General features: G+C 55.9%; 22 protein-coding genes. 17 read left to right on the plus strand and 5 right to left on the minus strand.

All coding sequences use genetic code 11. From position 1 onward, the window contains the following. Entirely contained in the window at window positions 1-132 is a 132-nt protein-coding gene (gene yqgB, locus V1566_RS22225; protein ID WP_127312443.1) for an acid stress response protein YqgB, read from the minus strand. A gap of 663 nt (window positions 133-795) precedes the next feature. On the opposite strand from yqgB, the gene metK reads away from it, so the two are divergent. The 8 genes from metK to ruvX all read left to right on the plus strand — a co-directional run bounded on the left by metK (window position 796) and on the right by ruvX (window position 7,959). Next, complete coding sequence (gene metK, locus V1566_RS22230) at window positions 796-1,950, plus strand: methionine adenosyltransferase (RefSeq protein ID WP_010435443.1); 1,155 nt, start codon at window positions 796-798, stop codon at window positions 1,948-1,950. A 444-nt stretch (window positions 1,951-2,394) separates the two neighbouring features. After that, window positions 2,395-3,792, plus strand: a complete 1,398-nt coding sequence (galP, locus tag V1566_RS22235; RefSeq protein ID WP_023309123.1) for a galactose/proton symporter — start codon at window positions 2,395-2,397, stop codon at window positions 3,790-3,792. Window positions 3,793-3,850: 58 nt separating this feature from the next. Then, entirely contained in the window at window positions 3,851-4,348 is a 498-nt protein-coding gene (locus V1566_RS22240) for a SprT family zinc-dependent metalloprotease (protein ID WP_045888327.1), read from the plus strand. A gap of 94 nt (window positions 4,349-4,442) precedes the next feature. Continuing rightward, window positions 4,443-5,150: a deoxyribonuclease I gene (gene endA / locus V1566_RS22245; protein ID WP_023333343.1), complete on the plus strand. Its 708-nt coding sequence runs from the start codon at window positions 4,443-4,445 to the stop codon at window positions 5,148-5,150. A gap of 51 nt (window positions 5,151-5,201) precedes the next feature. After that, on the plus strand, window positions 5,202-5,933 hold the full coding sequence (gene rsmE / locus V1566_RS22250; protein ID WP_023309126.1) for a 16S rRNA (uracil(1498)-N(3))-methyltransferase: 732 nt from the start codon (window positions 5,202-5,204) through the stop codon (window positions 5,931-5,933). Between the two features lie 19 nt (window positions 5,934-5,952). Continuing rightward, window positions 5,953-6,900 carry a glutathione synthase gene (gene gshB / locus V1566_RS22255; protein ID WP_395304645.1) on the plus strand — a complete coding sequence of 316 codons (948 nt, stop codon included), beginning with the start codon at window positions 5,953-5,955 and terminating at the stop codon, window positions 6,898-6,900. A gap of 82 nt (window positions 6,901-6,982) precedes the next feature. Beyond that, window positions 6,983-7,543: a YqgE/AlgH family protein gene (locus V1566_RS22260; RefSeq protein ID WP_008499752.1), complete on the plus strand. Its 561-nt coding sequence runs from the start codon at window positions 6,983-6,985 to the stop codon at window positions 7,541-7,543. Beyond that, entirely contained in the window at window positions 7,543-7,959 is a 417-nt protein-coding gene (gene ruvX, locus V1566_RS22265; RefSeq protein WP_021242076.1) for a Holliday junction resolvase RuvX, read from the plus strand. The genes V1566_RS22260 and ruvX overlap by 1 nt, the downstream gene beginning before the upstream one ends. Before the next feature lie 10 nt (window positions 7,960-7,969). On the opposite strand, the gene V1566_RS22270 is transcribed toward ruvX, so the two are convergent. After that, complete coding sequence (locus V1566_RS22270) at window positions 7,970-8,950, minus strand: type IV pilus twitching motility protein PilT (RefSeq protein WP_395304646.1); 981 nt, start codon at window positions 8,948-8,950, stop codon at window positions 7,970-7,972. Window positions 8,951-8,967: 17 nt separating this feature from the next. Here V1566_RS22270 and V1566_RS22275 point away from each other — a divergent pair, with 17 nt between their 5' ends. From V1566_RS22275 to hemW, 5 genes are read left to right on the plus strand one after another with little or no spacing between them, the layout of a single operon-like run. Next, on the plus strand, window positions 8,968-9,669 hold the full coding sequence (locus tag V1566_RS22275; RefSeq protein WP_395304647.1) for a YggS family pyridoxal phosphate-dependent enzyme: 702 nt from the start codon (window positions 8,968-8,970) through the stop codon (window positions 9,667-9,669). Between the two features lie 21 nt (window positions 9,670-9,690). Beyond that, window positions 9,691-10,257: a YggT family protein gene (locus tag V1566_RS22280; protein WP_395304648.1), complete on the plus strand. Its 567-nt coding sequence runs from the start codon at window positions 9,691-9,693 to the stop codon at window positions 10,255-10,257. Further along, on the plus strand, window positions 10,254-10,550 hold the full coding sequence (gene yggU, locus V1566_RS22285) for a DUF167 family protein YggU (RefSeq protein ID WP_023333349.1): 297 nt from the start codon (window positions 10,254-10,256) through the stop codon (window positions 10,548-10,550). The genes V1566_RS22280 and yggU overlap by 4 nt, the downstream gene beginning before the upstream one ends. Window positions 10,551-10,553: 3 nt before the next feature. Then, window positions 10,554-11,147: an XTP/dITP diphosphatase gene (locus V1566_RS22290; protein WP_121932206.1), complete on the plus strand. Its 594-nt coding sequence runs from the start codon at window positions 10,554-10,556 to the stop codon at window positions 11,145-11,147. After that, window positions 11,140-12,282, plus strand: coding sequence for a radical SAM family heme chaperone HemW (gene hemW / locus V1566_RS22295; RefSeq protein ID WP_395304649.1), 1,143 nt, complete (start codon window positions 11,140-11,142; stop codon window positions 12,280-12,282). Before V1566_RS22290 ends, hemW begins: the two co-directional genes overlap by 8 nt. A gap of 221 nt (window positions 12,283-12,503) precedes the next feature. Here the strand turns inward: hemW and V1566_RS22300 are convergent, their stop codons facing one another. Genes V1566_RS22300 through trmB form a run of 3 tightly spaced genes read right to left on the minus strand, consistent with a single transcriptional unit; the run spans window position 12,504 to window position 14,322 of the window. Then, on the minus strand, window positions 12,504-13,220 hold the full coding sequence (locus tag V1566_RS22300; RefSeq protein WP_395304650.1) for a DUF2884 domain-containing protein: 717 nt from the start codon (window positions 13,218-13,220) through the stop codon (window positions 12,504-12,506). Window positions 13,221-13,276: 56 nt separating this feature from the next. Then, window positions 13,277-13,603, minus strand: coding sequence for a YggL family protein (locus tag V1566_RS22305; RefSeq protein ID WP_014885198.1), 327 nt, complete (start codon window positions 13,601-13,603; stop codon window positions 13,277-13,279). Beyond that, entirely contained in the window at window positions 13,603-14,322 is a 720-nt protein-coding gene (gene trmB, locus V1566_RS22310; protein WP_395304651.1) for a tRNA (guanosine(46)-N7)-methyltransferase TrmB, read from the minus strand. The genes V1566_RS22305 and trmB overlap by 1 nt, the downstream gene beginning before the upstream one ends. 138 nt (window positions 14,323-14,460) lie before the next feature. Here trmB and mutY point away from each other — a divergent pair, with 138 nt between their 5' ends. From mutY to V1566_RS22330, 4 genes are all read left to right on the plus strand, one after another. After that, window positions 14,461-15,519, plus strand: a complete 1,059-nt coding sequence (gene mutY / locus V1566_RS22315) for an A/G-specific adenine glycosylase (RefSeq protein WP_395304652.1) — start codon at window positions 14,461-14,463, stop codon at window positions 15,517-15,519. A gap of 26 nt (window positions 15,520-15,545) precedes the next feature. Continuing rightward, the gene (locus V1566_RS22320; protein WP_023309138.1) at window positions 15,546-15,818 is read left to right on the plus strand and encodes an oxidative damage protection protein; all 273 of its coding nucleotides are present in this window, start codon (window positions 15,546-15,548) and stop codon (window positions 15,816-15,818) included. Window positions 15,819-15,942: 124 nt separating this feature from the next. Then, window positions 15,943-17,019: a membrane-bound lytic murein transglycosylase MltC gene (gene mltC / locus V1566_RS22325; RefSeq protein WP_395306032.1), complete on the plus strand. Its 1,077-nt coding sequence runs from the start codon at window positions 15,943-15,945 to the stop codon at window positions 17,017-17,019. A gap of 225 nt (window positions 17,020-17,244) precedes the next feature. Beyond that, the gene (locus V1566_RS22330) at window positions 17,245-18,501 is read left to right on the plus strand and encodes a nucleoside permease (protein ID WP_395304653.1); all 1,257 of its coding nucleotides are present in this window, start codon (window positions 17,245-17,247) and stop codon (window positions 18,499-18,501) included. The last annotated feature ends 57 nt before the right edge of the window (window positions 18,502-18,558 follow it).

Consider the following 18,558-nt stretch of genomic DNA (forward strand, 5'->3'; position numbering starts at 1 on the left):
TCAACTCTTTGTATTAAGTGTAAAACAGTTGACTACTATCGCAGCGTTATACGGCGATAACAACCCATAAACGGCTCCGTTTCCCAGCAGAGTATGCTGAAAACCAGACCGTGCGACCGGTTTCTTATTCATATCATTGTAAAACACGTATCCGAACTCTGTATGACAAGGTTCGGCGAAACCACGAGAAAACTCTTGTATTAACAAGAGCGCCCTTGTTCAGTTTTCACAAAGCGTGACCGGCCCTGGAATCCTGAGAAGCGCCGAGATGGGTATAACATCGGCAGGTTTGCAGACTAGAAATGCGGGTTGCGGGAATCAAATACGCGCCAGAACGGCTGCGCTGAATATGCGGAAAACGATGGTTCATTATCTCGTATCACCTCCACGGCCGCCTCTGCTGAAACGGACCACAAGCCAAAGCTAAAAGTTCACTGCTTAACCCGGCTGGAAGTGGCGACACGATGAGTTCATCGAGCGCTTATTTTGTATGAGCCGCGCGCCGCGTTTTATACCGAGAACAGGGGTAAAAAGCAAAAGATAAATGTGAGTGTTGCCGGGGCCGTCAGGAATTATTGCCAGCCGCAATTTCAACTGAGTGAGAGGTTAGTCAAAAAAAACTGGAAATCGGGCGAAGAAGTGACCTAAAATAGCCATCCAGATGTTAATCCATCTATACTGATTAACACTCATACTGCCAGTGTCAAAAACCTGCAGGCCTTGGTAGAATTATCTCCTTTGGCTATTCCACACAGCAGCTTGAGCTAACCAAATTCCTCTTAGGTGAAATAAAACATGGCAAAACACCTGTTTACGTCCGAGTCCGTATCAGAAGGACATCCTGATAAAATTGCTGACCAAATCTCCGATGCGGTGCTGGATGCGATCCTGGCGCAGGATCCAAAAGCGCGCGTAGCGTGTGAAACCTATGTCAAAACCGGCATGGTTCTGGTTGGCGGTGAGATCACCACCAGCGCATGGGTTGATATCGAAGAGATCACCCGTAACACGGTGCGTGAGATCGGCTATGTGCATTCTGATATGGGCTTTGATGCCAACTCCTGCGCGGTACTGAGCGCGATTGGCAAACAGTCTCCCGACATCAACCAGGGCGTTGACCGTGCCGATCCGCTGGAACAGGGCGCGGGCGACCAGGGTCTGATGTTCGGCTATGCAACCAACGAAACCGACGTGCTGATGCCAGCACCGGTTACCTACGCACACCGTCTGGTGCAGCGTCAGGCTGAAGTGCGTAAAAACGGCACCCTGCCGTGGCTGCGCCCGGATGCGAAAAGCCAGGTCACCTTCCAGTACGACGACGGCAAAATCGTCGGTATTGACGCGGTGGTTCTGTCTACCCAGCACTCCGAAGATATCGATCAGAAATCCCTGCAGGAAGCAGTGATGGAAGAGATCATCAAGCCGGTTCTGCCGACCGAATGGCTGAGCTCTGCGACCAAATTCTTCATCAACCCAACCGGACGCTTCGTTATCGGCGGCCCAATGGGTGACTGCGGTCTGACCGGTCGTAAAATCATCGTTGATACCTACGGCGGCATGGCGCGTCACGGTGGCGGTGCGTTCTCCGGTAAAGATCCGTCTAAAGTTGACCGTTCTGCGGCGTACGCTGCACGTTATGTTGCGAAAAACATCGTTGCTGCCGGCCTGGCTGACCGCTGTGAGATCCAGGTTTCCTACGCTATCGGCGTGGCTGAGCCAACCTCCATCATGGTTGAAACCTTTGGTACTGAAAAAGTGCCTTCAGAACAGCTGACGCTGCTGGTGCGCGAGTTCTTCGACCTGCGTCCATACGGCCTGATTCAGATGCTGGATCTGCTGCACCCAATCTACAAAGAAACCGCGGCATACGGTCACTTTGGTCGCGAGCATTTCCCATGGGAAAAAACCGACAAAGCCGCCCTGCTGCGTGAAGCTGCCGGTCTGAAGTAATCGACTGACAACTGCTTTATAAAAGGCCAGCCTTCGGGCTGGCCTTTTGCATTTGTGCGATCGTCTTTGCCCGGCGGCGCTTCGCTTGCACGGGCCTACGGGTTTTGCGGTATTTTTAGGCCGGGTAAGGTGCAGCCGCCACCCGGCTGAAAGGCGCGCCATATGGAATCGATTACACCACACCCGATAAGTACCGCTTTCAGAATAATCTCTTTGCTTGATCGCCTTTCTTCTGCTGTTACATTTCATTTCAGTTAAGTCTGAAATTCTAACAAACGCGATGCGCATCACCTCGTTTACCTCTATATTTTCAAAGCTTTAATTATTTTTACGGTTTCGCGTTAGTGTAACCGATTACACCTATGTGATTAATCTCACATATTTTTACGGGTCACTCACCTACCCTTTACATCAATAAAACTGATAACCCAACTGGAGGGCATAATGCCTGACAATAAAAAACAGGGGCGTACGTCCAACAAGGCGATGACATTCTTCGTCTGTTTCCTCGCCGCCCTGGCAGGATTACTTTTTGGCCTGGATATCGGCGTGATTGCCGGTGCATTACCTTTCATCACTGACGAGTTCCAGATCAGCGCTCACACACAGGAGTGGGTGGTGAGCTCCATGATGTTTGGCGCCGCAGTGGGTGCCGTCGGCAGCGGCTGGCTCTCCTTCAAGCTCGGGCGTAAAAAGAGCCTGATGATCGGCGCGATCCTGTTCGTTGCCGGTTCACTCTTCTCTGCCGCAGCGCCTAACGTAGAGGTTCTGCTGGTTTCCCGCGTGCTGCTCGGCCTGGCCGTGGGCGTGGCGTCCTATACCGCCCCGCTTTACCTGTCTGAAATCGCGCCGGAGAAAATCCGCGGCAGTATGATTTCGATGTATCAGCTGATGATCACCATCGGTATTCTGGGCGCGTACCTTTCCGATACCGCGTTTAGCTACAGCGGCGCATGGCGCTGGATGCTCGGCGTGATCATCATCCCGGCCATTCTGCTGCTGATTGGGGTCTTCTTCCTGCCGGACAGCCCGCGCTGGTTTGCCGCGAAACGTCGATTCCACGATGCCGAACGCGTACTGATGCGCCTGCGCGACACCAGCGCCGAAGCGAAAAACGAGCTGGAAGAGATCCGCGAAAGCCTGAAGGTCAAACAGTCCGGCTGGGCGCTGTTTAAAGAGAACAGCAACTTCCGCCGCGCGGTGTTCCTCGGCGTGCTGCTTCAGGTGATGCAGCAGTTCACCGGGATGAACGTCATCATGTATTACGCGCCAAAAATCTTTGAGCTGGCGGGCTATACCAACACCACCGAGCAGATGTGGGGAACCGTTATCGTGGGTCTGACCAACGTGCTGGCGACCTTTATCGCCATCGGTCTGGTGGACCGCTGGGGACGTAAGCCAACCCTGACGCTGGGCTTCCTGGTGATGGCGGCCGGTATGGGTGTCCTCGGTACCATGATGCATGTGGGCATTCACTCACCAACCGCCCAGTACTTTGCCGTCGGCATGCTGCTGATGTTTATCGTCGGGTTTGCGATGAGCGCTGGCCCGCTGATTTGGGTGCTGTGCTCTGAGATCCAGCCGCTGAAAGGGCGTGATTTTGGTATCACCTGCTCTACCGCAACCAACTGGATTGCCAACATGATCGTCGGCGCAACGTTCCTGACCATGCTCAATACCCTGGGCAACGCGAACACCTTCTGGGTCTACGCCGGTCTGAATATCTTCTTTATTGTGCTGACTATCTGGCTGGTTCCAGAAACCAAACACGTTTCTCTGGAACATATTGAACGTAACCTTATGAAAGGTCGTCCTCTGCGCGAAATCGGCGCCCACGACTGATCCTCATGCGGGAGGCGCCTCTTGCGCCTCCCCGCTTCGCGCTTTATGCTCTGCCCCTATGAAAGCACCCCGTCTCCCCATCGCCCTTCAACAAGCCGTTATGCGCTGCCTGCGGGAAAAACTCGCCCAGGCGAACCTGAAGCTCGGTCGCAATTACCCTGAACCTAAGATCGTTTATCAGCAGCGCGGCACCGCGGCCGGCACCGCCTGGCTCGAGCCTTATGAGATCCGCCTTAACCCGGTGCTGATGATGGAAAACCAGCAGGCGTTTATCGAGGAAGTGGTACCGCACGAACTGGCGCATCTGCTGGTGTGGAAACACTTCGGACGCGTCGCGCCCCACGGGAAAGAGTGGAAGTGGATGATGGAAGCGGTGCTCGGCGTTCCGGCACGCCGTACCCATCAGTTCGAGCTGGAATCGGTGCGCCGCAATACCTTCCCCTACCGCTGCCAGTGTCAGCAGCATCAGCTTACCGTCCGCCGCCATAATCGCGTGGTGCGCGGCGAGGCGACTTACCGCTGCGTCAAATGCGGCGAGCCGCTGGTTGCGGAATAATCATCTGAACTTTCAGGAACTTTCCTGATCTGACTGATTGCATACAGGAACAACATTCGTTACGTTGCGTGCTCGTTTTGACACGGAGTGTAAGATGTCCCGTAATTTTTCTCTCGCGGTCGCCTTTCTGACGACGGCGCTCTCAGGCCATGCGCTGGCCGACGGTATCAACAGTTTTTCCCAGGCGAAGGCAGCAGGCGTGAAGGTGAACGCCGATGTGCCGGGCGATTTCTACTGCGGCTGTAAAATTAACTGGCAGGGTAAAAAAGGGGTCGTTGACCTTGAGTCCTGCGGCTATAAGGTGCGTAAAAACGAAAACCGCGCCAGCCGTATTGAATGGGAGCATGTCGTTCCGGCCTGGCAGTTTGGCCACCAGCGCCAGTGCTGGCAGGATGGCGGACGAAAAAACTGCGCCAAAGATCCGGTTTATCGCCAGATGGAAAGCGATATGCATAACCTGCAGCCTGCCGTAGGAGAAGTGAACGGCGACCGCGGTAATTTCATGTACAGCCAGTGGAACGGTGGTGAAGGCCAGTACGGCCAGTGCGGTATGAAGGTTGATTTTAAAGAGAAAGTCGCCGAGCCCCCTGCCCGCGCGCGCGGCAGTATCGCCCGCACCTACTTCTATATGCGTGACCGTTACGACCTCAACCTCTCCCGCCAGCAGACACAGCTGTTCAACGCCTGGGACAAGCAGTACCCGGTGACGGAGTGGGAATGCCAGCGCGACGAACGTATCGCCAGAGTCCAGGGGAATCACAACCCCTACGTCCAGCGGGCTTGCCAGGCGCAAAAGAGCTAACCTACACTACGGCAATTCGCTTATATCGCATGACACATGGAATTTCTGACTATGCGCATTCCCCGCATTTACCATCCTGAACTGATTACCGCAGGCCGCGAAATCGCCCTGTCTGATGATGCCGCCAACCACGTTGGCCGCGTGCTGCGCATGGGCGCAGGTCAGGCTATCCAGCTGTTCGACGGCTCGAACCAGGTTTTCGACGCGGAAATCACGCGGTCGGATAAAAAAAGCGTACACGTTAACGTGCTGCGTGGCGAAGTGGATGACCGGGAATCACCGCTGCACATCCATCTGGGCCAGGTGATGTCGCGCGGTGAGAAAATGGAGTTCACCATTCAGAAATCCATTGAACTGGGTGTAAGCCTCATTACGCCACTTTTTTCTGAGCGCTGTGGCGTTAAACTGGATGCGGAACGTCTGAACAAAAAGATCCAGCAGTGGCAGAAAATCGCCATTGCGGCTTGCGAACAGAGCGGCCGTAACCGTATTCCGGAGATCCGCCCGGCGATGGATCTGGAGGACTGGTGTGCAGAAGAGGAGAGCGGGCTGAAGCTCAATCTTCATCCGCGCGCCAGCGCCAGCATCAATACGCTGCCCCTGCCCGTTGAGCGCGTACGCCTGCTGATTGGCCCCGAAGGCGGCCTGTCGGCGGACGAAATTGCGATGACGGCACGTTACCAGTTTACTGATATTCTGTTGGGACCTCGCGTTCTGCGCACTGAGACAACGGCACTCACGGCCATTACCGCGCTACAGGTACGGTTTGGCGATCTGGGTTGAAGCATTAACGGAGAAGAACATGATCAAGCTCGGCATCGTGATGGACCCCATCGCAAACATTAACATCAAGAAAGATTCCAGCTTCGCCATGCTGCTGGAAGCGCAGCGTCGCGGCTATGAACTCCACTATATGGAGATGAACGATCTTTACCTGATCAACGGTGAAGCCCGCGCACGCACCCGCATCGTTAACGTCGAGCAGAACTACGACAAATGGTACGAGTTCGGTACCGAGCAGGACATTGCCCTGGCCGATCTGAACGTCATCCTGATGCGTAAAGATCCGCCGTTCGACACCGAATACATCTACTGCACCTATATTCTTGAACGCGCTGAAGAGAAAGGAACGCTGATCGTCAACAAGCCGCAGAGCCTGCGCGACTGCAACGAGAAGCTCTACACCGCCTGGTTCTCTGACCTGACGCCGGAAACCCTGGTGACCCGCAGCAAAGCACAGCTGAAAGAATTCTGGCAGAAGCACGGCGATATCATCATGAAGCCGCTGGACGGCATGGGCGGCGCGTCGATTTTCCGCGTGAAGGAAGGCGATCCGAACGTTGGCGTGATTGCCGAAACGCTGACCGAGTTGGGCACGCGTTACTGCATGGCACAGAACTATATTCCGGCGATCAAAGACGGCGACAAACGCGTTCTGGTGGTAGATGGCGAACCGGTTCCTTACTGCCTGGCACGTATCCCGCAGGGTGGCGAAACCCGCGGTAACCTGGCCGCCGGTGGCCGCGGCGAGCCGCGCCCGCTGACCGAAAGCGACTGGGAAATTGCCCGTCGCGTTGGCCCGACGCTGAAAGCCAAAGGCCTGATCTTCGTTGGCCTGGATATCATCGGCGATCGTCTGACCGAAGTGAACGTCACCAGCCCGACCTGCATTCGTGAAATTGAAGCGGAATTCCCGGTCTCCATTACCGGAATGCTGATGGACGCTATCGAAAAACGCCTGCAGAAATAACCCACCAATGAGTGACAGCGCCCGGGTTTCTCCGCATACTGGGCGCTGTCGCTTTTTAAACCAGGAAACAGTACCTCTGACAATGAATTTACAGCATCACTTTCTTATTGCCATGCCTGCTCTCCAGGACCCGATTTTTCGCCGCGCCGTGGTGTATATTTGTGAATACAATGAAGACGGCGCGATGGGTATTATCATCAATAAACCGCTGGAAAATCTTCAGGTTGAAGGAATTCTGGACAAGCTGAAAATCCCGGCTGAAGCGCGACTACCGGAAATCCGGCTTGATAAACCCGTGATGCTGGGTGGACCTCTTGCAGAAGATCGCGGTTTTATCCTGCATACGCCGCCAGTATTCTCTTCCAGCATCCGCATCTCCGACAACACTGTTATCACGACATCGCGTGACGTGCTCGAAACGCTAGGCACCGCAGAGCAGCCTTCTGAAGTGCTGGTGGCGCTGGGCTATTCGTCGTGGGAGAAAGGCCAGCTTGAGCAAGAGATCCTCGATAACGCCTGGCTTACCGCGCCTGCGGACATGAATATCCTGTTTAAAACCCCTATCGCCGATCGCTGGCGCGACGCGGCAAAGCTGATTGGCATTGATATCCTGACCATGCCTGGCGTAGCGGGGCACGCCTGATGAGTGGAACGCTTCTGGCCTTCGATTTTGGTACCAAAAGCATTGGCGTCGCCGTGGGTCAGCGCATCACCGGTACCGCGCGTCCACTCACGGCCCTGAAGGCTAATGACGGCACGCCAGACTGGAATCTTATCGAACGTCTGCTTAAAGAGTGGCAGCCGGATGACGTGATTGTTGGGCTGCCGCTGAACATGGACGGCACAGAACAGCCGCTTACCGCCCGGGCGCGTAAGTTCGCCAATAAAATCCACGGCCGCTTTGGCGTCTCCGTGAAGCTTCACGACGAGCGTCTTAGCACCGTCGAAGCGCGTGCTGGCCTGTTTGAGCACGGCGGCTTCCGGGCGCTCAACAAGGGCAGCGTGGACTCCGCTTCAGCAGTCATCATCCTCGAAAGCTATTTCGAACAGGGCTTTTAGACAGAGGGGCCTACAGCCGCCCCTGCGCCCGTCTCTCCGCCAGGCTCTGGTCAAAGTTCTGCATTCCTGCCTGCTGACCGGTCTGGATGATGCCGGGCAGTTGCCACGTTTTCCCTTCACGAATAAGATTCGCTGCCGCTGCGGTGTTCACCAGCAGTTCATACAGCGCGACGCGCCCGCCCTGTAGATCGGGAAGCAGCTTTTGTGCCAGCACCGCCCGCAGACTGCCGGCCAGTTGGTTACGCACCGGATCTTTCTCCTGCGCCGGGAACGTATCGACCAGCCGTTCAATCGCCTGCGATGCCCCGCGCGTATGCAGCGTCGCCAGCACCAGATGTCCGGTCTCCGCCGCCGTCAGCGCCAGGCGGATCGTTTCGCTGTCGCGCAGCTCTCCCAGCAGAATAACGTCCGGATCCTGGCGTAAGGCACTGCGCAGCGCTTCGGCAAATGACGGGCTGTGCTGGCCTATCTCCCGCTGCTGGATCAGGCAACGCTCGCTCTGGTAGATAAACTCCACCGGATCTTCAAGCGTGAGAATATGGCCGTCAATGTGGTGGTTGAGAAAATCGACCATCGCCGCCAGCGTCGTAGATTTACCGCTGCCGGTCGCCCCCGTCACCAGAATCAGCCCAGCGTCATTGGACAGTAGTTCCGGGATTGCCCTCGGCGCGCCCAGCGAAGCGAGCTGCGGACAGGTACGCGGCAACAGCCGCAGCGTCACAGATATACCGCGCATCTGCTTAAAGGCACTGCCGCGCAGACGCTGGCCTCCCGTCACCGTCGCGGCAAAATCCACCTGCCCGTTCGCCCACCATGTTCCCTGCTGCTCATCGTTGAGCCACGCTTTTAATAACGCCCCAACGTCGGGAGGCGGAAAGGGAGCAGGCTCAAGCCGGCCTAATCTGCGCCAGCGCGGTGGTGAATCACTGCACAGGTGTAGATCGGAGACGTTATGCTTTACACTAAGGGCCACAATTTCTTCCACATCCATAGACTACTCCTCGGAAAATGAACGACATTGCGCATAACCTGGCACAGGTCCGGGACAAAATCTCAGCCGCTGCAACGCGTTGCGGCCGGGCTTCAGAAGAAATTACGCTGCTTGCAGTCAGCAAAACCAAGCCTGCGAGCGCCATCGCAGAAGCCATTGATGCAGGCCAGCGGGCGTTTGGTGAAAACTACGTGCAGGAAGGCGTGGATAAAATTCGCTACTTCCAGGAACAGGGGAAGACAAGTCTGCAATGGCACTTTATTGGCCCGCTGCAGTCGAACAAAAGCCGTCTGGTGGCAGAGCACTTCGACTGGTGCCATACCATCGACCGTCTGCGTATTGCTACCCGTCTGAACGACCAGCGTCCGGCAGAAATGCCGGCACTCAACGTGCTTATTCAGGTCAACATCAGCGATGAAAACAGCAAGTCCGGCATTGCGCTGAGCGAACTGGACGCGCTGGCCGCAGAGGTGGCCGAACTGCCGCACTTAACCCTGCGCGGGCTGATGGCAATTCCGGCGCCTGAGTCAAGTTATGAAAGGCAGTTTGCCGTGGCACAGCAAATGGCTGTAGCATTTGAAGCGCTTAAAGCGCGCTATAACACGGTAGACACGCTTTCTTTGGGCATGTCGGATGATATGGAAGCCGCCATCGCGGCAGGCAGCACTATGGTGCGCATCGGCACGGCAATTTTCGGTGCGCGCGACTACTCAAAATAATAAGGAAACCTGAGGAACGCCATGAAGACGTTGACTTTCCTGCTCTCAACTGTGCTTGAGCTGTACACGATGGCGCTTTTGCTGCGCGTCTGGATGCAGTGGGCCCGCTGTGATTTTTACAATCCGTTCTCGCAGTTTGTCGTGAAAATCACGCAGCCTATTGTCGGACCATTACGCCGTATTATCCCGGCCATGGGTCCCATCGACAGTTCGTCTCTGCTGGTGGCGTTTATTCTGAGCGTTATCAAAGCGATCGTGCTGTTTATGGTCATCACCTTCCAGCCGATTATCTGGATTGCTGCAGTCCTGATTCTGGTCAAAACCGTCGGCCTGCTGATTTTCTGGGTGCTGCTGGTAATGGCCATCATGAGCTGGGTGAGCCAGGGGCGTAGCCCGGTGGAGTATGCTTTGATTCAGCTGGCCGAGCCGCTGCTGCGTCCGATCCGTAACCTGCTTCCGTCTATGGGCGGCATCGATTTTTCCCCGATGATCCTGGTTCTGCTGCTCTATGTGGTCAACATGGGGATCGCTGAACTGTTACAGTCCACGGGCAACGTGCTGCTGCCGGGGCTGTGGATGGCGCTATGAGTGCAGTAAGCACCTGCGCTGACGGGCTGGTTTTGCGGCTGTATATTCAGCCCAAAGCCAGCCGTGACAGTATTGTTGGGCTGCATGGCGACGAGTTAAAAGTCGCCATCACCGCCCCGCCGGTTGACGGCCAGGCGAACGCGCATCTGACCAAATATCTGGCAAAACAGTTTCGCGTCGCCAAAAGCCAGGTCATCATTGAAAAAGGTGAACTTGGGCGACATAAACAGGTAAAAATCCTTAATCCGCAATCTATCCCGACGGAAGTCGCGGCTCTGAAAGAACAGGACTAAACCATGCAGAAAGTTGTTCTCGCGACCGGCAACGCCGGTAAAGTGCGCGAGCTGGCCTCGCTATTAAATGATTTTGGGCTGGACGTAGTCGCCCAGACCGATCTTGGCGTGGAGTCCGCCGAAGAGACGGGGCTGACGTTTATCGAAAATGCGATCCTGAAAGCACGCCACGCCGCGCAGGTAACCGGCCTGCCCGCGATTGCCGACGACTCCGGCCTGGCCGTGGATTTTCTCGGCGGTGCGCCGGGGATTTACTCCGCGCGCTACTCCGGCGTTGACGCCACCGACCAGCAGAATCTGGAAAAGCTGCTTGTCGCCCTGAAAGACGTACCGGACGAACAGCGCACCGCGCAGTTCCACTGCGTACTGGTCTATATGCGCCACGCGGAAGACCCTACGCCGATCGTCTGCCACGGCAGCTGGCCGGGCGTGATTACCCGTGAAGCGGCTGGCAACGGCGGCTTTGGCTACGACCCGATTTTCTTTGTCCCGACCGAGGGCAAAACCGCTGCGGAACTGACCCGCGAAGAGAAAAGCGCAATATCCCACCGTGGACGCGCGCTGAAACTGTTACTGGAAGCACTGCGTAATGGCTAATTTGCCGCCTCTGAGTCTTTATATTCACATCCCGTGGTGCGTGCAGAAATGCCCGTACTGCGATTTCAACTCGCACGCGCTGAAGGGCGAAGTGCCGCACGATGACTACGTTGCGCATCTGCTGGCCGACCTGGACGCCGATGTCACTTACGCACAGGGACGTGAAGTTAAGACCATTTTCATTGGTGGCGGTACGCCGAGCCTGCTGTCCGGCCCGGCGATGCAGACGCTGCTGGACGGCGTGCGTGCGCGCCTGAACCTGGCGGCGGATGCTGAAATCACGATGGAAGCCAACCCCGGCACCGTTGAAGCCGACCGTTTTGTCGACTATCAGCGCGCAGGCGTGAACCGCATCTCCATCGGCGTGCAGAGCTTCAGCGAGCCGAAGCTTAAACGTCTGGGGCGCATTCACGGCCCGGAAGAGGCAAAGCGCGCGGCACATCTGGCGACGGGGCTAAATCTTCGCAGCTTCAACCTCGATTTAATGCACGGCCTGCCGGACCAGTCGCTGGAAGAGGCGCTGGACGACCTGCGCCAGGCGATCGAATTGAACCCGCCGCATCTGTCGTGGTACCAGCTCACCATCGAGCCCAACACCCTGTTTGGCTCGCGCCCGCCGGTGCTGCCGGACGACGACGCGCTGTGGGATATCTTCGAGCAGGGTCATAGGCTTCTAACCGCTGCGGGCTATCAGCAGTATGAAACGTCCGCGTACGCAAAGCCGGGCTACCAGTGTCAGCACAACCTGAACTACTGGCGCTTTGGCGACTATCTGGGGATTGGCTGCGGCGCGCACGGCAAGGTGACCTTCCCGGACGGACGCATTCTGCGCACCGCCAAAACCCGCCACCCGCGCGGGTATATGGAAGGCCGCTACCTGGAGCGTCAGCACGACGTCGAGGCGGCGGATAAGCCGTTTGAGTTCTTTATGAACCGCTTCCGTCTGCTGGAAGCCGCGCCGCGCGCGGAATTTGCGCGTTACACTGGGCTGCCAGAGTCGGTGATTCGTCCGCAGATCGACGAGGCGCTGGCGCAGGGGTATCTGACCGAGAGCGAGGAATACTGGCAGATCACCGAGCACGGCAAACTGTTCTTAAACTCTCTTCTTGAGCTGTTCCTCGCCGAAGATTCCTGAACACCCCGTTGTGCCGACTGAGGGAAAGGCTGGCATGTCATTCGATTCTGGAACAACGAACTCTGAAAAAACGAAGAGGCTGTGTTGGAAAAGATCCTTGAGACACCGCAAATGCTGCAACCCTCACCCCGGACCGTACACCCTAAAAGGGAGAGGGAGCAAACCATCCCTTCGCCCCTTTGGGGAGAGGGTTAGGGTGAGGGGCCCAGCGCGCAGGGAACTTACTTAAGCGTCCCCACCAGCGCCTTTCGGCTATCTTCCAGCGACACCACGCGTTTACACACGTCTTTGCCGAACTGCTGGAAATCATCTTCCTGGTTCTTCCACTCGTTCTGAATGGAGGTCTGCAAGCCGCCCAGACTGCCCAGCACGCCCTGCAGCGGGTTACCGCCGCCTTTCAGTACGGCTTTGGCTCCCATCTCGTTGATGCTGTCCTGCAGGATGCCGCCCATCGCCTGATTCACCAGTTGCTGCCCGTCGGCACGCACTTCATCAATCGCCTTGTAGTGGAACGTCAGGCCGTCGGTGCGCGTCTCGATAATGCGGTTCATCTGCTCTTTAAGCTGCTTGTCCAGCTTCGTCAGGCGAGAGCGCATATTGCTGCTCTCACCCACTTCTTTAGTAATGATCTTATCCAGCGCGATGCGGCTTTTCTCAACGCGGGTCAGCGCGCCTTCATTAATCCATGGCAGCGCGGTACGCAAATCGGCCTGATAGTCTTTCGCCTGCTCACGCTGTGCGGCAGTCAGGTTGTACTGCTTGCCGTTAAAGGTGACGTTCCCTTGCGGCGTAATCACCAGATTGCCGTTCTCGCCTTTGACCTGTACGGTTTGCGGGCTTAACACCACGTCATCACGCGGGGTGACGCTACATTGATAATCCGCATGGGCCGTGAATCCGGTTGCCATCAAAGCAACAGCCAGCAACGTTTTGCGCATCTTAAACACTCCCTCAGACAAAATGGGCCAGCTAATGCTGGCCCTTGACTTCTTTATTAGTCCCACCAAACGTCGAAAAGTTCGCTGACGCGGACATCTTCCAGCTTGTGGTCCTCAAGCCATTTACGTACCAGCGCCTGATGTTCTTCGGTGCATTTACCCACTTCCTGGGTGCAGATCAGACCTTCCCATGCCAGGTAACCGCTACCGTCGAAGGCCAGCTTGTTGGGTTCGATCACGTCATTGATGAACGCATCCACGTCCTGATCGATCTGTTCTACACTGGTGCCTTCCGGGAAACGCCACGCAACGGAGAAACCCACTTCCTGGAATTCTTCGATATGCATTTTTTTACGCAGACGACGGCTACGATTCTTTGCCATTATTTCACCCTCTCGAACATTAAGTCCCATACACCGTGACCAAGACGATGGCCACGCTGTTCAAATTTCGTTACCGGACGCGATTCCGGACGCGGTACGTAGTCGTTGCTTGCAGACTGGTTTTTGTAACCATCCAGAGACGACATCACTTCCAGCATATGTTCCGCATACGGTTCCCAGTCGGTCGCCATATGGAAGACGCCGCCCAGCTTCAGCTTACTTTTCACCAGCTCGGCAAACGGTGCCTGAACGATACGGCGTTTATTATGACGTGCTTTGTGCCACGGGTCAGGGAAAAAGAGCTGAACCATGGTTAAAGAATTGTCAGAAATCATTTTATGCAGCACTTCCACCGCGTCGTGACACATCACGCGCAGGTTCTCAACGCCCTCTTCATGAGCCGTTGCCAGGCATGCCCCCACGCCCGGGGAGTGGACTTCGATACCGAGGAAGTTCTGCTCCGGACGGGCTTTCGCCATGGTCACCAGCGAGGTGCCCATACCAAAACCGATCTCCAGCGTGACGGGTGCTTCGCGGCCAAACAGTTCAGTAAAGTCCAGAGGCTGCTCGCTGAACTCAACGCCCATCACCGGCCAGTAGTTGTCCAGCGCATGTTGCTGCCCTTTTGTCAGGCGGCCCTGACGGCGGACAAAGCTGCGAATACGGCGCAGCGGGCGACCGTTTTCATCAAATTCCGGTGAAATGACGTCGTTTTTCATAAAAGAGTTGTCTGCTTGTGAGAATGTTCGGGAAACGGGCATTATCCAAAGTTAAGGCTTCTATGCAAGCATGGGAAAGATCCGGTTTACAGCAGATTGACGCTGTGCTGCAATCTGCGTCCCTGATTATGCGAATCGATGACCATGCAAGCCTCTCAATTTTCAGCCCAGGTGCTGGACTGGTACGACAAATACGGGCGTAAAACCCTGCCCTGGCAAATTGAAAAAACGCCTTACAAAGTATGGCTCTCCGAGGTGATGTTGCAACAAACGCAGGTCGCCACGGTGATCCCTTACTTCGAGCGTTTTATGGCGCGCTTCCCGACGGTGACCGATCTGGCCAACGCGCCGCTGGACGAGGTCCTGCACCTGTGGACCGGTCTTGGCTATTACGCCCGCGCGCGTAACCTTCACAAGGCCGCACAGCAGGTTGCGACGCGCCACAACGGGACATTCCCGGAAACCTTCGATGAGGTGGCCGATCTCCCCGGCGTGGGACGTTCAACCGCCGGCGCTATTCTCTCCCTGTCTTTAGGCAAGCATTTCCCGATCCTCGACGGCAACGTGAAGCGCGTGCTGGCACGCTGCTATGCCGTCGACGGCTGGCCGGGGAAGAAGGACGTTGAAAAACGTCTTTGGGAAATAAGTGAAGAGGTCACCCCGGCCAACGGCGTCGAGCGTTTCAACCAGGCGATGATGGATCTCGGCGCGATGGTCTGCACGCGCTCAAAACCAAAATGCGAACTCTGCCCGGTGAATAATCTCTGCGTGGCGTATGCCAACCATTCGTGGGCACAGTATCCGGGTAAGAAACCCAAACAGACGCTGCCGGAGCGCACCGGCTATATGCTGCTGATGCAGTACGGTGACGAGGTCTTCCTCGCCCAGCGTCCGCCGAGCGGTCTGTGGGGTGGTCTATACTGCTTCCCACAGTTTGAAAATGAAGACTTGCTGCATGAATGGCTTAAACAGCGTGGCATTGCTGCCGATAACCTGACGCAGCTGACCGCGTTTCGCCATACCTTCAGCCATTTCCACCTGGATATTGTCCCCATGTGGCTTCCCGTGTCGTCATTTGCCTCGTGCATGGATGAAGGCACCGCTCTCTGGTATAACTTAGCGCAACCGCCATCAGTCGGACTGGCGGCTCCCGTGGAGCGCCTGTTACAGCAATTACGTGCCGGTGCAATGGTTTAGCATCGACAAGAAAAAGAGGAATGAGTATGGCCAGAACGATTTTTTGTACTTTCCTGCAGCGTGACGCTGAGGGCCAGGATTTCCAGCTTTATCCGGGCGACCTGGGTAAACGCATCTACAATGAAATCTCCAAAGAAGCCTGGGGACAGTGGCAGAAAAAGCAGACCATGCTGATCAACGAGAAAAAACTCAGCATGATGAACCCGGAACACCGCAAGCTGCTGGAGCAGGAGATGGTGAGCTTCCTGTTCGAAGGTAAAGACGTGCACATCGAAGGCTATACGCCACCGGAAAAATAATATCGAGCGGCTGTTGCCGGGTGGCGCTGCGCTTACCCGGCCTACAAAACCGTAGGCCCGTGCAAGCGTAGCGCCGCCGGGCAATAGCAACGACTAAGCAAACACAACACGCACTCCCGGAATGATGAAAAAACTTTTAGCGCTAGCCCTTGTTGCGCCGTTGCTTGTCTCGTGTTCGTCAAAAAAAGGCGAAGATTACAACGAAGCCTGGATCAAGGACACCAACGGTTTTGACATTTTGATGGGGCAGTTTGCCCACAACATCGAGAATATATGGGGATTTAACGAAGTTCTTATTGCCGGACCTAAGGACTACGTTAAGTACACCGATGCCTATCAGACCCGTAGCCACATCAACTTTGATGAGGGTACGATCACGGTTGAGACCATTGCAGGCACCGACCCTGCGGCACGACTCCGTCAGGCGATTATCAAAACCCTGCTGATGGGTGACGATCCGGGATCTATCGATCTCTACTCCGATGCCGACGATATCACGATCTCGAAAGAGCCGTTCCTGTACGGCCAGGTTGTCGATCAGACCGGCCAGCCGATCCGCTGGGAAGGCCGCGCCACGAAATTTGCCGACTACCTGCTGCAGACGCGCCTGAAAAGTCGCTCTAACGGTCTGAAGATTATCTACAGCGTCACCATCAACCTCGTCCCGAACCACCTCGACAAGCGTGCGCATAAGTACATTGGGATGGTGCGTCAGGCCTCCCGTAAGTACGGCGTGGATGAGTCGCTGATCCTGGCGATTATGCAGACTGAATCCTCATTCAACCCGTACGCGGTAAGCCGTTCCGACGCTCTGGGGCTGATGCAGGTTGTCCAGCACAGCGCCGGTAAAGACGTCTTCCGCGCACAGGGGAAATCCGGCACGCCGAGCCGCAGCTATCTGTTCGATCCGCAGAGCAACATTGATACCGGCACGGCCTACCTGGCGATGCTGAACAATGTCTACCTGGGCGGCATTGATAACCCAACGTCGCGCCGCTATGCGGTGATCACCGCCTATAACGGCGGTGCGGGCAGCGTGCTGCGCGTCTTCTCAAATGACAAGGTGCAGGCCGCGAGCATCATCAACAGCATGGCGCCGGGGGATGTCTACTCAACCCTCACCACCCGCCACCCGTCTGCGGAATCACGCCGCTATCTGTATAAGGTGAATACGGCGCAGAAGAACTATCGTCGTCGCTAAAAAACGCCCCCTCACCCTAACCCTCTCCCCAAAAGGGAGAGGGAACGTGAACACCCATACGAAAATGTTATTTGCATCACAATCCAAACTGCAAATTAATGTGGATTGCATTTTTTTGCGGGAGGTAACAAAACATATCGTTGCCAACTGATAGAATTGCATCAAATAACAACCCTGAATGTTCCTATAACAACATATCTCCCGCTCACTTGTGAGGAAAGTAACATGAACCTTAAGCTGCAGCTTAAAATATTGTCGTTTCTGCAGTTCTGCCTGTGGGGTAGCTGGCTGACTACACTCGGCTCCTATATGTTTGTGACGCTCAAGTTCGACGGTGCGTCAATCGGTGCCGTATACAGCTCGCTCGGTATTGCGGCTGTCTTCATGCCAACGCTGCTGGGCATCGTGGCGGATAAATGGTTAAGTGCGAAATGGCTGTACATGCTTTGCCATCTGGTGGGTGCGGGGACGCTGTTTATGGCGGCCGAAGTGACCACGCCGGGGGCGATGTTCATGGTGATCCTGCTTAACTCGCTGGCCTATATGCCAACGCTTGGCCTGATCAACACCATCTCCTACCACCGCATCAAGTCTGCGGGCATGGACATCGTGACCGACTTCCCGCCAATCCGTATCTGGGGCACCATCGGCTTTATCATGGCGATGTGGGGCGTGAGCTTCGCAGGCTTTGAACTGAGCCATATGCAGCTCTATATCGGTGCGGTGCTCTCCGTGGTGCTGGCCGTGTTTACCCTGACGCTGCCGCACATTCCGGTTTCTAACCAGCAGAAAAACCAGAGCTGGAGCGCCATGCTCGGCCTGGACGCGTTCGCGCTGTTTAAAAACAAGCGCATGGCGATCTTCTTTATCTTCTCCATGCTGCTGGGCGCTGAGCTGCAGATCACCAACATGTTCGGCAACACCTTCCTGCACAGCTTCGATAACAACCCGCTGTTTGCCGGAAGCTTTATCGTCGAGCACGCGTCGGTGATGATGTCCATCTCTCAGATCTCTGAGACGCTGTTCATTCTGACCATCCCGTTCTTCCTGAGCCGCTACGGCATCAAAAACGTCATGCTGATCAGTATCGCGGCATGGATGCTGCGCTTCGGCCTGTTCGCCTACGGTGACCCGAGCGCGTTCGGCACCGTGCTGCTGGTGCTGTCGATGATCGTTTACGGCTGCGCCTTCGACTTCTTCAACATCTCCGGTTCGGTGTTTGTGGAAAAAGAGGTGAAGCCTGAAATCCGCGCCAGCGCGCAGGGCATGTTCCTGATGATGACCAACGGCTTCGGCTGTATTCTGGGCGGTGTGGTGAGCGGTAAAGTGGTTGAGATGTATACCACCAACGGCATCACCAACTGGCAGCCTGTGTGGCTGATCTTCGCCGCGTACTCGCTGGTGCTGTTCTTCGCGTTCATTGCGCTGTTCAAGTACAAGCACGTGCGCGAGCCGCACGGTGCGCAGCCGATTGCGCATTGATCCTTGATGTCTTTTGCCCGGTGGCGGCTTCGCCTTACCGGGCCTACAAAAGCACGG

It is taken from the genome of Enterobacter sp. ECC-019, assembly GCF_043974075.1.
Lineage (GTDB): Bacteria > Pseudomonadota > Gammaproteobacteria > Enterobacterales > Enterobacteriaceae > Enterobacter > Enterobacter asburiae_D.

Coding starts and splice junctions, on each gene's coding strand:
- V1566_RS22300 (WP_395304650.1), bottom strand. CDS start 13,220: ATGCGCAAAACGTTGCTGGCTGTTGCTTTGATGGCAACCGGATTCACG.
- V1566_RS22270 (WP_395304646.1), bottom strand. CDS start 8,950: ATGGATGTGGAAGAAATTGTGGCCCTTAGTGTAAAGCATAACGTCTCC.
- metK (WP_010435443.1), top strand. CDS start 796: ATGGCAAAACACCTGTTTACGTCCGAGTCCGTATCAGAAGGACATCCT.
- galP (WP_023309123.1), top strand. CDS start 2,395: ATGCCTGACAATAAAAAACAGGGGCGTACGTCCAACAAGGCGATGACA.
- hemW (WP_395304649.1), top strand. CDS start 11,140: ATGGCTAATTTGCCGCCTCTGAGTCTTTATATTCACATCCCGTGGTGC.
- V1566_RS22260 (WP_008499752.1), top strand. CDS start 6,983: ATGAATTTACAGCATCACTTTCTTATTGCCATGCCTGCTCTCCAGGAC.
- trmB (WP_395304651.1), bottom strand. CDS start 14,322: ATGAAAAACGACGTCATTTCACCGGAATTTGATGAAAACGGTCGCCCG.
- mltC (WP_395306032.1), top strand. CDS start 15,943: ATGAAAAAACTTTTAGCGCTAGCCCTTGTTGCGCCGTTGCTTGTCTCG.
- endA (WP_023333343.1), top strand. CDS start 4,443: ATGTCCCGTAATTTTTCTCTCGCGGTCGCCTTTCTGACGACGGCGCTC.
- V1566_RS22280 (WP_395304648.1), top strand. CDS start 9,691: ATGAAGACGTTGACTTTCCTGCTCTCAACTGTGCTTGAGCTGTACACG.
- V1566_RS22330 (WP_395304653.1), top strand. CDS start 17,245: ATGAACCTTAAGCTGCAGCTTAAAATATTGTCGTTTCTGCAGTTCTGC.
- V1566_RS22240 (WP_045888327.1), top strand. CDS start 3,851: ATGAAAGCACCCCGTCTCCCCATCGCCCTTCAACAAGCCGTTATGCGC.
- mutY (WP_395304652.1), top strand. CDS start 14,461: ATGACCATGCAAGCCTCTCAATTTTCAGCCCAGGTGCTGGACTGGTAC.
- ruvX (WP_021242076.1), top strand. CDS start 7,543: ATGAGTGGAACGCTTCTGGCCTTCGATTTTGGTACCAAAAGCATTGGC.
- rsmE (WP_023309126.1), top strand. CDS start 5,202: ATGCGCATTCCCCGCATTTACCATCCTGAACTGATTACCGCAGGCCGC.
- V1566_RS22275 (WP_395304647.1), top strand. CDS start 8,968: ATGAACGACATTGCGCATAACCTGGCACAGGTCCGGGACAAAATCTCA.
- gshB (WP_395304645.1), top strand. CDS start 5,953: ATGATCAAGCTCGGCATCGTGATGGACCCCATCGCAAACATTAACATC.
- yqgB (WP_127312443.1), bottom strand. CDS start 132: ATGAATAAGAAACCGGTCGCACGGTCTGGTTTTCAGCATACTCTGCTG.
- V1566_RS22320 (WP_023309138.1), top strand. CDS start 15,546: ATGGCCAGAACGATTTTTTGTACTTTCCTGCAGCGTGACGCTGAGGGC.
- yggU (WP_023333349.1), top strand. CDS start 10,254: ATGAGTGCAGTAAGCACCTGCGCTGACGGGCTGGTTTTGCGGCTGTAT.
- V1566_RS22290 (WP_121932206.1), top strand. CDS start 10,554: ATGCAGAAAGTTGTTCTCGCGACCGGCAACGCCGGTAAAGTGCGCGAG.
- V1566_RS22305 (WP_014885198.1), bottom strand. CDS start 13,603: ATGGCAAAGAATCGTAGCCGTCGTCTGCGTAAAAAAATGCATATCGAA.